Genomic DNA, 12,868 nt, shown 5'->3' with positions numbered 1-12,868 from the left:
CCAGCATGACGACTTTCACCCGACGCCTCGCACTCACGGCGGTTGCCGCCGCAGCGTTCGCCAGCCTGCCCGCGCTTGCCGCGGAAAAGGTCAACCTCGGCGTTTCGATTCCCGCGGCCACGCACAGCTTCATGGGCGGCATCAACTACTGGGCCAACCAGGCGAAGAAAGACCTGGAGAAGGAACACAAAGACCTGAAGATCACGATCAAGACGGCGGCCAACGCGCCCGAGCAGGCCAACCAGCTGCAAGACCTGTCGACCGTCACCAAGATCAACGCGCTGGTCGTGTTCCCTTTCGAATCCGCCGCGCTGACCAAGCCGGTTGCGCAGGTCAAGGCCAAGGGCGCCTACGTGACCGTGGTGGACCGCGGCCTCACCGACACCAGCGCACAGGATGCCTATGTGGCCGGCGACAACACGGCCTTCGGCAAGATCCCGGCCGAGTACATCGTGAAGCAGCTGGGCGGCAAGGGCAACGTGGTGGCGCTGCGCGGCATTGCGACCACGCTCGACAACGAACGCATGGACGCCTTCAACGCAGTGCTCAAGGGCAGCCCCGACATCAAGCTGCTCGACGCCAAGTACGCCAACTGGAACCGCGACGACGCATTCAAGGTCACGCAGGACTACCTGACGCGCTTCAAGAGCATCGATGCCATCTGGGCCGCCGACGACGACATGGCCGTTGGCGTGCTGAAGGCCATCGAGCAGGCCAAGCGCGACGACATCAAGATCATCTTCGGCGGCGCGGGCGCCAAGGGCATGGTCAAGACCATCATGGACGGCAAGGACAAGCGCATTACCGCCGACGTGAGCTACTCGCCGAAGTTCATCTACGACGCGATCAAGCTGACGGCCGAGGCACGCCTGAAGGGCGAGAAGCTGCCGGCGACGACGATCATTCCTTCGGTGCTCATTACCAAGGAAAACGCGAAAGACTTCTACCACCCCAACTCGCCTTTCTAAGGTGACCGAGATCGCTTCACGCAAGCTCCGCTACGCCATGGTCGGCGGCGGTCGCGACGCCTTCATCGGCGGCGTGCACCGCAAGGCCATGGCGCTCGACGGCCAGATCGAACTCGTGGCCGGCGCGCTGTCGTCGAGCCCGGACAAGGCGCGCGCCTCGGGCCGCGACCTCGGCCTGGCCGATGACCGCAACCACGGCGACTGGCAGGCGCTGCTGGCCGACGAGCTGAAGCGTCCGGAGGGCGAGCGCATCGACTTCGTGTCGATCGTCACGCCCAACCACGTGCACTTTCCGGTGGCGCAGGCCTTTGCCGAAGCGGGATTCCACGTGGTCTGCGACAAGCCGCTGGTGCACACGCGCGAGCAGGCCGACGCGCTGGTCACGACCGTGGCGAAGCAGGGCACGGTGTTCGGCGTCACCTACAACTACACCGGCTATCCGATGGTGCGGCAGGCGCGCGAGATGGTGCGCTCGGGCCAGATCGGCGAGGTGCGCAAGGTCGTCGTCGAATACAACCAGGGCTGGCTCGCAAGCCATGTCGAAGGCGGCACCAACAAGCAGGCCGACTGGCGCACCGACCCCGCACGCAGCGGCGCGGCCGGCGCCATCGGCGACATCGGCTCGCACGCCGAGAACCTCGTGGCCACAGTCACCGGACTGCAGATCGAAAGCCTTTGCGCCGACCTCGGCGCGCTGGTGCCGGGCCGCATGCTCGACGACGACGGCAGCCTGCTGCTGCGCTTCGAGGGCGGTGCGCGCGGCGTGCTCATCGCTTCGCAGATCAACACCGGGCTGGAGAACGACCTGCGCCTGCGCGTGTCGGGCACGCTGGGCACGCTCGAATGGCGCCAGGAGCAGCCGAGCCGGCTGGTGCACCTGCCGCATGACGGACCTTTGCGCGTGTTGACGCGTGGCGCGGCGTGGCTTTGCGAATCGGCGCGGCGCGCAAGCCGGCTGCCGGCGGGGCATCCCGAAGGCTTCATCGAGGCTTTTGCGAATGTTTATGCGGGCGTGGCGGCGGACATCCGCGCCCGGCTCGCGGGCCAGCCGGCCGATCCGCTGGATGCCGACTACCCGCGCGTGGAAGACGGCGCGCGTGGGGTGCGCTTCATCGAACGCACGGTGGCTTCGTCGAAAAGCGAATTAAAGTGGACGCCCTGGTAGCGCGCGACGCGCTGCACAGGCCTCCATGACACCTTCCGCATCCGAAGCTTCTTCCACTTCATCGGCAACGCAGCCCTGGCTCGCCGGCCTCTGGCGCCGCTGCATCACGCTGTTCCCCCTGAAGCTGGTCGGCAACACGGTCGCCACCCTCGGCTTCTTCCCGCTGTACTTCTGGATCATGAAGAACGCCGGCCAGGCCTGGGTGCTGCCGCTCACGCCCATCGACCGGCTGATCGCCTTCTGGCCGGCGCTGCTGCCGGTGTACCTCTCGCTCTGGGGCTACATCGCGCTGCCGGTGCTGCTGGCCAAAGACAAGCGCGAGCTGCTGGGCTTCTCCTTCGGCTGCGCGGCCATGACGGCGCTGGCGCTGCTCGTGTTCTGGTTCATGCCCACGGCGATTCCCAACTTCGCGGTCGAGGCGGCCCCGGGCACCTCGCTGCAATTCCTCAAGATGGTCGATTCGGCCGGCAACGCCTTTCCCTCGCTGCACGTCTCGTTCTCGGTGTTCGCCTGCGTCATGCTGGCGCGGCAACTGCGCGATGTGGGTGCGCCGGTTTGGCTTCGCGTCGTGAACGTGGCCTGGGCCGCGGGCATCGTCTATTCGACGATGGCGGTGCGCCAGCATGTGCTGATCGACGTGCTGGGTGGCCTCGCGCTGGGTGTGGCGCTCGGTGTCGTCACGCGGCAGCGCGGCCCGGTGCTCGCGCCGGCGCAGCAGGCGCGTCCGGCTTAGGCCGATTGCGCTATTCCGCCGCCGCGGTGCACGCGGTACAACCCCGGGGATCGTCGTCCACCGCTGCGGGAGCCCGTCATGAAGATCCGTTTGTCCGCCGTCGCTGCCTGCATGGCGGCCAGCGCCATCGCGTGTCCCGCGTTCGCGCTCGATTTCCCTTCGCGCAAGCCCGGCCTGTGGGAAATCCAGTCCGGGGACCCCACGGGCAAGGGCGCCGGCCACACCATGCAGCAGTGCATCGACGCGGCCAGCGACAAGGCCTTGCGCGACATGGGCCAGGGCATGGGCAAGGACATGTGCTCCAAGCAGGAGCTGCGCGCCGACGGCGGCAAGCTGGTGATGGACTCGGTCTGCAAGATCGGCAACACCGTCGCCACCTCGCATGCAGTGATGAGCGGCGACTTCAGCACCGCCTATCGCATGGAAAGCAAGTCGACCTACAACCCGCCGCTGATGGGCCGCGCCGAAGGCGCGAGCGTCATGGAAGCGAAGTGGATCGGACCCTGCAAGGCCGACCAGAAGCCGGGCGACATGGTCATGTCCAACGGCATGAAGATGAATGTGCTCGACATGATGAACAACCGGCCCAAGAAGCCGTAGCCTGTCGCGAAAACCCGGCTGCGCCTACCATGGCGTGCCATGCCCGCAAAGCAGGAAGAAGACCTTCTCGTTGTCGCCCGGCCCGAGGGCCTGTACTGCCCGCCCGGCGATTTCTACATCGACCCGTGGCGGCCGGTGGCGCGCGCCGTCATCACGCACGCGCACTCTGACCACGCGCGCCCCGGTCACGCGCACTACCTGGCCCACACCGACAGCGCCGGCACGCTGCGCACGCGGCTCGGCCCTGACATCGACCTGCAGACGCTGGCCTACGGCGAGGCCATCGAGCACCACGGCGTGCGCGTCTCGCTGCATCCGGCCGGCCATGTGCTGGGCTCGGCGCAGGTGCGGCTCGAACACGGTGGGCGCGTGTGGGTGGCCTCGGGCGACTACAAGACCGAGCCCGACGGCACCTGCACGCCCTTCGAGCCCGTGCCTTGCGACACCTTCATCACCGAGTCGACCTTCGGCCTGCCGATCTACCGCTGGCCCACGCAGGCCGTGCTGTTCGCGGAGATCGATGCGTGGTGGCGCGCCAACGCGGAAGCAGGGCGCGCGTCGGTGCTGTTCTGCTACGCCTTCGGCAAGGCGCAGCGCATCCTGCATGGGGTGGACGCGAGCATCGGGCCGATCGTCGTGCACGGGGCGGTGGAGCCGCTCAACGCCGTGTACCGGGCGGCAGGCGTGGCATTGCCGCCTACCTTGCGCGTGAGCGATGAAGGCGTCGATGCCGCATTGCTGAAGCGCGCGCTCGTGCTCGCGCCGCCCTCTGCGCAGGGCTCGCCGTGGATGAAGCGCTTCGGCAACTACGCCGATGCCTTTGCGAGCGGGTGGATGCAGCTGCGCGGCACCCGGCGGCGGCGCGGCGTGGACCGCGGCTTCGTGATGTCCGACCATGCCGACTGGCCCGGACTGCAGCAGGCAATTGCAGGCACCGGCGCGGAGCGCGTGTTCGTCACGCATGGCAGCGTGCAGGTGATGGTGCGATGGCTCACCGAGATCGGCCTCGACGCGAAGGGCTTCAAGACCGAGTACGGCGACGAGGACGATCAGGAGGCAGAGGCATGAAAGCCTTCGCCGCCCTCTACCGCGACCTCGACGCCAGCACGTCGAGCCTCGCCAAGCAGGCGGCACTGCAGCGCTACCTGCGCGACGCAGATGCTGCCGATGCCGCATGGGCCGTCTACTTCCTCGCCGGCGGCAAGCCGCGCCAGCTCGTGCCCACCAAGCTGCTGCGCCTGCTTGCACAGGAAGCGGCGGGCCTGCCCGAATGGCTGTTCGACGAAAGCTACGACGCGGTGGGCGACCTCGCCGAAACCATTGCGCTGCTGTTGCCGCCACCGAGCGAGGCGCATGAGCTCGGCCTCGCGGACTGGGTCGAGCAGCATCTGCTGCCGCTGCGCGAAGCCGCAAAGACCTCGCCCGAGCAGCTTGCAGACCGCCTGCGCGCGCAATGGCGGCAGCTTGCTGCCGAAGAGCGGCTGGTGTACTTCAAGCTCATCACCGGTGCGTTCCGTGTCGGCGTGTCGAAACTGCAGGTCACGCAGGCGCTCGCCGCGGTCGGCGGCATCGATGCCAAGCGCGTCGCGCAGCGGCTCATGGGCTACACGCACATCGGCGCGCGGCCAAGGGCCGACGACTACCGCACGCTCATCGCCCCCGAGTCAAGCGCCGAGCAGGTGCAGAAGACCAGCGGCCAGCCGTACCCCTTCTTCCTCGCGCATCCGTTCAACCTGCCGCTCGAGCAGTTCGACGCCGTACTGGGCCCCCCGTCCGACTGGATCGTGGAATGGAAATGGGACGGCATCCGCGCACAGCTCATCAAGCGCGCGGGCGTCGTGTGGCTGTGGTCGCGTGGCGAAGAACTGGTGACGGAGCGCTTCCCCGAGCTTGCCGCTCTCGGTGAAGCCCTGCCCGACGGCACCGTGCTCGACGGCGAGATCGCCGTGTGGCGCGACGACCGCGTGCAGCCCTTCGCCGAACTGCAGAAGCGCATCGGCCGCAAGACGTTGGGCGCGAAGCTGCTTCGCGACATTCCCGTGGTGCTGCTGGCCTACGACCTCCTCGAATGGGAAGGCCGCGACCTGCGCGTGCTGCCGCAGTCGCAGCGCCGCGCGCTGCTCGACGACCTGGTCACGCGCATGCAGCATCCCTCGCTGCTGCCGAGCCCGATGCTCACGGGCACCGACTGGCCCGAGCTCGCACGCCAGCGCGAAGCGGCACGCACCATGGGCGTCGAAGGGATGATGCTCAAGCGCCGCGATGCGCAGTACGGCGTGGGCCGCACCAAGGACGTCGGCGTATGGTGGAAGTGGAAGATCGACCCGCTCAGCATCGATGCGGTGCTGATCTACGCGCAGCGCGGCCACGGCCGGCGCGCGAGCCTCTTCAGCGACTACACCTTCGCCGTGTGGGACGGCCCGCCCGGGCAGGAAGACCGCAAGCTCGTGCCTTTCGCCAAGGCCTACTCGGGCCTCACGGACGCAGAGATGGCGCGCGTGGACGCAATCATCCGCAAGACCACGGTGGAAAGCTTCGGGCCGGTGAAGAGCGTGAAGCCGACACTGGTGTTCGAGTTGGGCTTCGAGGGCATCGCGCGCAGTACGCGGCACAAGAGCGGCATCGCGGTGCGGTTTCCGCGGATGCTGCGGTGGCGGGAAGACAAGCCGGTGGAAGAAGCGGACACCCTGCAGACGCTGGCGGCGTTGTTGCCCCTATGAAAAGGGCCGTCAAGCAGGCGCTCGACGTGTGGTTCGCTGCGCGCGGCTGGAAGCCCTTCAAGTTCCAGCGCGAGGTCTGGAAGGCCATCGGCGAAGGCAAGTCCGGCCTGCTGCATGCCACTACCGGTGCAGGCAAGACCTACGCGGTGTGGCTCGGCGCACTGCAAGCCTTCTCGCAGGCTCTCAAGGCAAGCGCGCGGCCTGTGGCCCCGCCGCTCACCGTGCTGTGGCTCACACCCATGCGCGCGCTTGCGGCCGACACGCTGCGCGCCCTGCAGCAACCGCTCGAAGCCCTAGGCGCCGAGGTGCATCCGTGGAGCGCGGGCGCGCGCAGCGGCGACACCACGTCTGCCGAACACAGCGCGCAGAACCAGCGCCTGCCCACGGTGCTCGTCACCACGCCCGAAAGCCTTTCGCTGCTGCTCGCGCGTGCCGATGCCCGCGAGGTGCTCGGCCACGTGCAGATGGCGGTGGTCGACGAATGGCACGAGCTGCTCGGCAACAAGCGCGGCGTACAGGTGCAGCTTGCGCTCGCGCGGCTCAAGCGCTGGAACCCCGGTCTTGCGATTTGGGGCATGTCGGCCACGCTGGGCAATCTGCATGAGGCGATGCATGCGCTGCTGGGGCATGAAGAAGGCGTGCTCGTGCAGGGGCAGGTGCCGAAGAAGCTCGTCATCGATTCGCTGCTGCCCGGCACCGCCGAGCGCTTTCCATGGGGCGGACACCTGGGCCTCACGATGCTGCCGCAGGTGATCAGCGAGATTGCCGCGAGCAAGACCGCGCTGGTCTTCACCAACACACGCTCGCAGGCCGAGATCTGGTACCAGGCGATGCTCGAAGCCAAGCCCGAATGGGCCGGCCTCATCGCGCTGCATCACGGCTCGCTCGACCGCGAAGTGCGCGAGTGGGTCGAGCTGGGCCTGAAGAGCGGCGAGCTGAAGGCAGTGGTCTGCACATCGAGCCTCGACCTGGGCGTGGACTTTTTGCCGGTCGAGCGCGTGCTGCAGATCGGCTCGCCCAAGGGCGTGGCGCGGCTGCTGCAGCGCGCGGGCCGTTCGGGCCATGCGCCGGGGCGGCCGTCGCGCATCACGCTCGTGCCCACGCACAGCGTCGAGATGGTGGAAGGCTCGGCAGCGCGCACGGCCATTGCGGCGGGCCACATCGAGGCGCGGCGCTCGCCCGACCAGCCGCTCGACGTGCTGGTGCAGCACCTGGTGACGGTGGCGCTGGGCGGTGGCTTCGTGCCCGGCGACCTGTACGAAGAGGTGCGAGGCACGGCCGCGTACGAAGGCCTTTCGCGCGAGAGTTGGCAGTGGTGCCTCGACTTCGTCTCGCAAGGCGGCCCCTCGCTCGCGGCCTATCCGGACTACAAGCGCGCCGTGCCCGATGCAGAAGGCGTCTGGCGCGTGCCAGATGCGCGGCTCGCGCGGCGGCATCGCATGAACATCGGCACCATCGTGAGCGACGCGAGCATGTCGGTGCAGTACCTCGGCGGCTCGAAGATAGGCAACGTCGAAGAGAGCTTCGTTGCGCGCATGAAGGCCGGCGACTGCTTCCTGTTCGGCGGCCGGTTGCTCGAACTCGTGCGCATCCACGACATGACGGCCTGGGTGCGGCGCGCCAGTGGCAAGCGCCCTGCGGTGCCGCGCTGGAGCGGCGGGCGCATGCCGCTGTCGAACACGCTGGCCGATGCGGTGGTGCAGCAGCTGGCGCTGGCCGGCGAGGGGCACTACGACTCGCCCGAGCTGCAATGCGTGCGCCCGTTGCTCGAAATACAGCAGCAGTGGTCGGCACTGCCGACGCCGCAGACACTGCTGGCCGAAACGCTGAGCACGCGCGAAGGCTCGCACCTGTTCCTCTATCCGTTCGCGGGCCGGCATGTGCACCTTGGGCTCGCGAGCCTACTGGCCTGGCGCGTCGCGCAGCACGAGGCGCGCACCTTCTCGATTGCGGTCAACGACTATGGTTTCGAGCTGCTGAGCGCGACCGAGGTCGATTGGGCCGCGCTGCTGCCGCAGGTGCTGAGGCTGCCGGAAGGCGATGACGCGCATGCGGTGTTGCTGCACGAGGTGCTGGCGTCGCTCAACGCGAGTGAACTCGCGCAGCGGCGCTTCCGCGAGATCGCGCGCGTGTCGGGGCTCATCTACCAAGGCTATCCGGGCGAGAAGCGCAGCAGCAAGCAGTTGCAGGCATCGTCCTCGCTGTTCTGGGAGGTGTTCCGCAAGTACGACCCCGGCAACAGGCTGCTGCAGCAGGCCGAGCAGGAACTCCTCTCGCAGGAGCTCGAAATCGGCCGCCTGCGCGCCAGCCTCGAGCGCATGGCCACGCAGCAGCTCGTGCTGAAGCCGCTGGCGCGGCCGACGCCGTTCTCGTTTCCGCTGATGGTCGAACTGTTCCGCGAGAAGCTGTCGAACGAGAACGTGGCCGACCGCATTGCGCGCATGGTCGAGCAGCTGGAGAAGGCTGCAGGTGGCGCTGTCACGGCTGGTGGCGTGGAGCGCGTGAAAGGCACGCTGGCCTTCGGTCAGGAGGGGCCGGGCAAGCCGGCGAAGTCGTCATCAGGCGCTCGGCGCGAGCGCAGGCGGCCTTCGCGTCCGTTGCCGCCGCTTTGAGCGGGTCAGCCGGCGCCGTGCGCCTTCACCCACCGCACGATGTCCGCCGCGCTCATCGCACCAGCCTGCCGAGCCACTTCGCGGCCACCGCGGAACAATGCCAGCGTCGGGATGCTGCGGATGTTGAAGCGCGTGCCCAGGGCAGGCACGGCCTCGGTGTCGACCTTGGCCAGCCGCACTTGCGGTTCGAGCTGGGCCGCGGCCTGCTCGTAGCCCGGCGCCATCTGGCGGCACGGGCCGCACCAAGGCGCCCAGAAGTCGACCAGCACCGGGATCTCGTTGCGCGAGATGTGGCGGTCGAAGGTGGCTTCGTCCGGCAGCGCGGTCGAATGGCCGGCGAACAGCGGGCGGTGGCAGCTGCCGCAGTCGGGCGCACTGCCCAGCTGTGCCGCGCGCACGCGGTTGGTCGTGTGGCAATGCGGGCAGACGATGTGCAGCGGGGGCGATTCGGTCATCTGTAGAAACTGGGGGCTGCTAGAGCCCATTGCAAGACGGTCGCCTGCCAGAGCGTCTTTTGCGACACTGGCAGCCCGTGACCTTTCCAGACTCCTCCGCATCGTCGTTCCCTGTCCATTGGGCGGGCGAACTGCTGCACCTGCTGCCCGAGCAGGCGTTGTGGTGGCCCGATGCGCGCGTGCTGTTCGTGGCCGACCTGCATCTGGGCAAGGCCGCGACCTACCGCGCGCTCGGCCAGCCGGTGCCGGGCGGCACCACGCGGGAAAACCTGGCGCGGCTCGATGTGCTGATCGAACGGCATGCACCGCAGCGCATCGTGTTTCTCGGCGACTTCCTGCACGCGGCGCAGGCGCGCACCGTGCTCGCCACGGTGGAGGCTTGGCGCACGCGCCATGCGGGCGTCGCGATGACGCTGGTGCGCGGCAACCACGACGGCCGCGCGGGGGATCCACCGGACACGCTCGGCATCGAGGTGGTCGACGAGCCATTTCTGCTCGGGCCGTTCGCCTGCTGCCACCATCCGCAGACCCATGCGACGCACTTCGTGCTGGCGGGGCACCTGCATCCCGTTTGCAGGCTCCACGGACCGGGGCGCGACAGCGTGCGGCTGCCGTGTTTCGTGAGTGATGCGCAGCAGGCCGTGCTGCCGGCTTTTGGCGAGTTCACGGGCGGGTGGTTGATGGAATCGGCGCCGGGGCGGCGCTTTCATGCGGTGGGTGGCGATGCCGTGTGGGCCTTGCCGCCGCAGGAAGGCTAGAGCACCACCGGCTCGTCCGGCAGCTCGTTCACGTCCACTTCGCCCTCGCCCAGCGGAAAGTGTTCCACCAGCAGGGCCGAGATTTCTTCCAGCGCCTGCGTGAGCCCATCCTCGAAACGGCCTTCGCGAAAGGCCGCGCCCATGCGCTGCGCCATTGCGGCCCATTCGGCATCGTCTACGCGAGCATTGATGCCGCGGTCCGCCACGATCTCGATGGCGTGTTCGGCCAGCAGCAGGTAGATGAGCACGCCGTTGTTGTGCGCGGTGTCCCACACGCGCAGCTTGCCGAACAGCGTGACAGCACGTTCGCGCGGCGGCGCATGGCGCCACAGGTACGACATCGGCAGGCCGGCCTCGACGCAGATGCGGATCTCGCCGCTGTGGCGTCGCTCGCTCGCGGCCACGCGGCCTGCAAGGCGTTCCAGCGCGGCCGCGGGTAGCGCACGGCGAACCTCGGACTCGTCGATCCAGCGATGGCGCCAGATGCGGCCGAGCTTCGAGAAGAAGCTGGCGTCGGTTGGATTGGTCGTCGTCATCGTGTTCACCAGTCCCCCGACGCGCCGCCGCCGCCGAAATTGCCGCCGCCGCCGGAGCTGAAACCTCCTCCGCCGCCGCCCCCACCACCGCCGCTCCAGCCTCCGCCTCCACCGGAGCTCCAGCCGCCACCCCCACCGCCGCCCGGACGCCCGGCGCCTGCGACCAGCGAGACGATGAGCGCGACAAGCGCCGCGATCACCGCGATGGCGATGCTGGTGGTGATGAAGAAAACGACCACGCCCACACCGCCGCTCACGACCATCGTGCCCAGCTTCTTGCCGAGGACGGCGCGCGCGACCGGCGCACCGATGAAGACGCCGACGAACAGGAAGATCGCGAGGTTCTCCCAGTCGAAGCCACCACCGCCGCCTCCGCTGCCCGTGTCGCGCGAAGGCTCCGGCAGCGGCTCGCCGTCGACCAGCCCGATGAGCCGATCCACCGCCGCGTTCAGTCCGCCCGCGAAGTCGTTGTTGCGAAAGCGCGGCTTCATCTCCTCGTCGATGATGCGCACGGCCGCGAGGTCGGGCACCGCACCTTCGAGCGCCTTGGCGGTGGCGATGCGCATCTTGCGATCGTCCTTGGCCACGACCACCAGCAGGCCGTCGCCGACGTCCTTGCGGCCGATCTTCCAGGCGTCGCCCACGCGCTGCGTGTAGCTGGCGATGTCCTCGGGCGCGGTGGTCGGCACCATCAGCACCACGATCTGCGAACCCTTGCGCTGCTCGAAGGCTGCGAGCTTGGTGTCCAGGCCGTTGCGCTGCGCGCTGTCCAGCGTGCCGGTCTGGTCGATCACCCGCGCGGTGAGCGCGGGCACCGGCAGCAGGCCCTGGGCCAGCGCGACCCCGGCCAGGGTCGCGAGAACGAGCGCGGCCAGTGCGCGACGGAGCAGTGCGGCAATGGCCATTGGTGCTGGCTTACTTCTTCGGAGCGCTGAAGTCGACAGTAGGCGGCGTGGAAATCTGCGCCTCGTTCTGCACCGAGAAGTTGGGCTTCGGCGCGTAGCTGAAGATCTTGGCCGTGATGTTGGTCGGGAAGCTGCGCGCGAGCACGTTGTACTCCTGCACGCTTTCGATGTAGCGGTTGCGCGCCACGGTGATGCGGTTCTCGGTGCCTTCCAGCGTCACGCGCAGGTCGCGGAAGGCCTGGTTGGCCTTGAGCTCGGGATAGCGCTCCGACACCACCATCAGCCGCGACAGCGCCGACGAGAGCTCGCCTTGCGCCTGCTGGAACTTGTTGAAGGCTTCGGGGTTGTTCAGCGTCTCGGGCGTCACCTGGATCGAGGTGGCCTTGGCGCGCGCCTCGATCACCTTGGTGAGCGTGTCCTGCTCGAAGCTGGCCTCGCCCTTCACGGTGGCCACGATGTTGGGCACGAGGTCGGCGCGCCGCTGGTACTGGTTGAGCACCTCGCTCCAGGCCGATTTGCTGGCCTCGTCGAGGGACTGGAACTGGTTGTAGCCGCATCCGCTCAGGGACAAGACCGCCGCGAGAATCAAGAGCCAGCGCTTCATCATCATTTGCATTACCTCCGCAGAATTGCCGGAAGGTAGCATAGATGGCTCCATGTCCCTCGACCCTCTACAAGCCCTGCAGGCCGCCAACCGTGCGGTACTGCCCGTTGCTTCCGACGCTTTCGGCACGCTGCTGATCGCGGGCGCGACCGGTGCGCTGGGAGCGGAGCTGCTGCGGCGACTGGCCGGCAGCCACCGGCACGCCCATACCCGCGTGCTGGCGCGCGAGCCCATTCGCGACGGGTTGCGCGGCGTGGAAACCTACCTGAGCCCGGCCCCGCCGATCGCGCAATGGCCGCTGACTTCGGCCCACACGGCCATCGTCGCCTTCGACCCGCCGCGGCTGTACCACGACCGCGAACGCGCGCTGTGGGTGCCCGAGCCTTCAGATTTGCCCGAACTGGCCCGATGGCTGCGCGCTTGCGGCGTGCAGACGCTGGCCATCGTGCAGCCGCACGACCAGGGCCGGCTGCCTGAGGCGCTCAAGCGGGGGCTCGCGAGCCTCGACGAGCAGGCGGTGGTGGCCTGCGGCTTCGAGCGCGTGATCCTCGTGCGCTCGGCGCGCAAGCCGGTGAATGCGAAGTTCGCCAACCCGCTCGAGCGGCTGGCCGCGTGGATGCTGTCCGTCGTGCGCTTCATGGTGCCGAGCAGCGAACAGCCGGTGCGCGCATCGAAGGTGGCCGAGCTGGTCGACGTGGCGCTGCGCATCGCGCCGCCGGGCGTGCACGTGGCCGCACCCGAAATGGTGTGGCAGGCCGCCCAGGGCGACATGCCCGGCGTGGCCGCACGCTGGCTTGGCGTATCGGGTTAAT

General features: G+C 68.4%; 13 protein-coding genes. 9 read left to right on the top strand and 4 right to left on the bottom strand.

Annotation, left to right across the window (positions count from 1 at the left end; genetic code table 11):
* The first annotated feature begins 5 nt into the window (after positions 1-5).
* The 7 genes from BLW48_RS26970 to BLW48_RS26940 all read left to right on the top strand — a co-directional run bounded on the left by BLW48_RS26970 (position 6) and on the right by BLW48_RS26940 (position 8,798).
* Positions 6-968, top strand: a complete 963-nt coding sequence (locus BLW48_RS26970) for a substrate-binding domain-containing protein (protein ID WP_093057726.1) — start codon at positions 6-8, stop codon at positions 966-968.
* Between the two features lie 37 nt (positions 969-1,005).
* Positions 1,006-2,133: a Gfo/Idh/MocA family protein gene (locus BLW48_RS26965; protein WP_177142422.1), complete on the top strand. Its 1,128-nt coding sequence runs from the start codon at positions 1,006-1,008 to the stop codon at positions 2,131-2,133.
* Between the two features lie 25 nt (positions 2,134-2,158).
* Positions 2,159-2,866 carry a phosphatase PAP2 family protein gene (locus BLW48_RS26960; protein WP_093178510.1) on the top strand — a complete coding sequence of 236 codons (708 nt, stop codon included), beginning with the start codon at positions 2,159-2,161 and terminating at the stop codon, positions 2,864-2,866.
* A 78-nt stretch (positions 2,867-2,944) separates the two neighbouring features.
* Positions 2,945-3,466: a DUF3617 domain-containing protein gene (locus tag BLW48_RS26955; RefSeq protein ID WP_093178508.1), complete on the top strand. Its 522-nt coding sequence runs from the start codon at positions 2,945-2,947 to the stop codon at positions 3,464-3,466.
* 39 nt (positions 3,467-3,505) lie between these two features.
* Positions 3,506-4,534, top strand: a complete 1,029-nt coding sequence (locus BLW48_RS26950) for a ligase-associated DNA damage response exonuclease (protein WP_093057722.1) — start codon at positions 3,506-3,508, stop codon at positions 4,532-4,534.
* Positions 4,531-6,186 carry an ATP-dependent DNA ligase gene (locus BLW48_RS26945; protein ID WP_093178507.1) on the top strand — a complete coding sequence of 552 codons (1,656 nt, stop codon included), beginning with the start codon at positions 4,531-4,533 and terminating at the stop codon, positions 6,184-6,186. Before BLW48_RS26950 ends, BLW48_RS26945 begins: the two co-directional genes overlap by 4 nt.
* Positions 6,183-8,798, top strand: coding sequence for a ligase-associated DNA damage response DEXH box helicase (locus tag BLW48_RS26940; protein ID WP_093178505.1), 2,616 nt, complete (start codon positions 6,183-6,185; stop codon positions 8,796-8,798). The genes BLW48_RS26945 and BLW48_RS26940 overlap by 4 nt, the downstream gene beginning before the upstream one ends.
* A gap of 5 nt (positions 8,799-8,803) precedes the next feature.
* Here the strand turns inward: BLW48_RS26940 and trxC are convergent, their stop codons facing one another.
* On the bottom strand, positions 8,804-9,253 hold the full coding sequence (gene trxC / locus BLW48_RS26935; protein WP_093057720.1) for a thioredoxin TrxC: 450 nt from the start codon (positions 9,251-9,253) through the stop codon (positions 8,804-8,806).
* A gap of 77 nt (positions 9,254-9,330) precedes the next feature.
* On the opposite strand from trxC, the gene pdeM reads away from it, so the two are divergent.
* Entirely contained in the window at positions 9,331-10,011 is a 681-nt protein-coding gene (gene pdeM, locus BLW48_RS26930) for a ligase-associated DNA damage response endonuclease PdeM (RefSeq protein ID WP_093178504.1), read from the top strand.
* Here pdeM and BLW48_RS26925 read toward each other — a convergent pair.
* Genes BLW48_RS26925 through BLW48_RS26915 form a run of 3 tightly spaced genes read right to left on the bottom strand, consistent with a single transcriptional unit; the run spans position 10,008 to position 12,062 of the window.
* Positions 10,008-10,547, bottom strand: coding sequence for a TPM domain-containing protein (locus BLW48_RS26925; protein WP_093178572.1), 540 nt, complete (start codon positions 10,545-10,547; stop codon positions 10,008-10,010). The genes pdeM and BLW48_RS26925 overlap by 4 nt on opposite strands.
* Positions 10,548-10,552: 5 nt before the next feature.
* A complete protein-coding gene (locus BLW48_RS26920) occupies positions 10,553-11,452 on the bottom strand; it encodes a TPM domain-containing protein (RefSeq protein ID WP_093178502.1) in 900 nt (299 codons plus the stop codon).
* A gap of 10 nt (positions 11,453-11,462) precedes the next feature.
* Positions 11,463-12,062: a LemA family protein gene (locus BLW48_RS26915; RefSeq protein WP_371127398.1), complete on the bottom strand. Its 600-nt coding sequence runs from the start codon at positions 12,060-12,062 to the stop codon at positions 11,463-11,465.
* Between the two features lie 46 nt (positions 12,063-12,108).
* On the opposite strand from BLW48_RS26915, the gene BLW48_RS26910 reads away from it, so the two are divergent.
* The gene (locus BLW48_RS26910) at positions 12,109-12,867 is read left to right on the top strand and encodes a hypothetical protein (RefSeq protein WP_093057717.1); all 759 of its coding nucleotides are present in this window, start codon (positions 12,109-12,111) and stop codon (positions 12,865-12,867) included.
* Position 12,868 lies beyond the last annotated feature (1 nt).

Origin of the sequence: Variovorax sp. YR266 (assembly GCF_900107295.1) — a bacterium.
Taxonomy (GTDB): domain Bacteria; phylum Pseudomonadota; class Gammaproteobacteria; order Burkholderiales; family Burkholderiaceae_C; genus Variovorax.
This window is presented reverse-complemented; position numbering and strand designations above follow the sequence as displayed.

Bases quoted from the DNA above. Each gene is read 5' to 3' on its own strand.
- BLW48_RS26970 (WP_093057726.1), top strand. From the start codon at position 6: ATGACGACTTTCACCCGACGCCTCGCACTCACGGCGGTTGCCGCCGCA.
- BLW48_RS26915 (WP_371127398.1), bottom strand. From the start codon at position 12,062: ATGATGATGAAGCGCTGGCTCTTGATTCTCGCGGCGGTCTTGTCCCTG.
- BLW48_RS26920 (WP_093178502.1), bottom strand. From the start codon at position 11,452: ATGGCCATTGCCGCACTGCTCCGTCGCGCACTGGCCGCGCTCGTTCTC.
- BLW48_RS26945 (WP_093178507.1), top strand. From the start codon at position 4,531: ATGAAAGCCTTCGCCGCCCTCTACCGCGACCTCGACGCCAGCACGTCG.
- BLW48_RS26960 (WP_093178510.1), top strand. From the start codon at position 2,159: ATGACACCTTCCGCATCCGAAGCTTCTTCCACTTCATCGGCAACGCAG.
- trxC (WP_093057720.1), bottom strand. From the start codon at position 9,253: ATGACCGAATCGCCCCCGCTGCACATCGTCTGCCCGCATTGCCACACG.
- BLW48_RS26950 (WP_093057722.1), top strand. From the start codon at position 3,506: ATGCCCGCAAAGCAGGAAGAAGACCTTCTCGTTGTCGCCCGGCCCGAG.
- BLW48_RS26925 (WP_093178572.1), bottom strand. From the start codon at position 10,547: ATGACGACGACCAATCCAACCGACGCCAGCTTCTTCTCGAAGCTCGGC.
- BLW48_RS26955 (WP_093178508.1), top strand. From the start codon at position 2,945: ATGAAGATCCGTTTGTCCGCCGTCGCTGCCTGCATGGCGGCCAGCGCC.
- BLW48_RS26910 (WP_093057717.1), top strand. From the start codon at position 12,109: ATGTCCCTCGACCCTCTACAAGCCCTGCAGGCCGCCAACCGTGCGGTA.
- BLW48_RS26965 (WP_177142422.1), top strand. From the start codon at position 1,006: ATGGTCGGCGGCGGTCGCGACGCCTTCATCGGCGGCGTGCACCGCAAG.
- BLW48_RS26940 (WP_093178505.1), top strand. From the start codon at position 6,183: ATGAAAAGGGCCGTCAAGCAGGCGCTCGACGTGTGGTTCGCTGCGCGC.